Origin of the sequence: Chromohalobacter sp. HP20-39 (assembly GCF_033052815.1) — a bacterium.
Taxonomy (GTDB): Bacteria; Pseudomonadota; Gammaproteobacteria; order Pseudomonadales; family Halomonadaceae; genus Chromohalobacter.
In genome coordinates this window covers 1-262 of record NZ_JAWHTP010000790.1, presented here as the reverse complement: position 1 = coordinate 262, position 262 = coordinate 1, and the positions used below count along the sequence as shown (strand labels likewise).

Genomic DNA, 262 nt, shown 5'->3' with positions numbered 1-262 from the left:
CAAAACCAGCTTTCGTCAGTGCGTTTGCAGGCTCCTGGCACTGCATGCCAGAACCGTCTACCACGATCACCGGTTTGTCTTTGTGCTTCTCAAGCTCACCAACATTGTTGGCTTTGATTTCGCTCGGCAACAGATTAATAGAACCTGCGATATGGCCTTTACGGAAGTCATCACGCTGACGTAAATCCACAACCACAGCGTCTTCTTTGTTGATCAGACGCGTAGCTTCACCACGAGTAATCACCTTCACTTTCGAGGTCAG

1 protein-coding gene is annotated in these 262 nt (G+C 49.2%); it reads right to left on the bottom strand.

Translation table 11 applies throughout. From position 1 onward, the window contains the following. A partial coding sequence (locus tag RVY79_RS20125) for a rhodanese-like domain-containing protein (RefSeq protein WP_317466348.1) occupies positions 1-262 on the bottom strand: 262 nt, incomplete at both ends.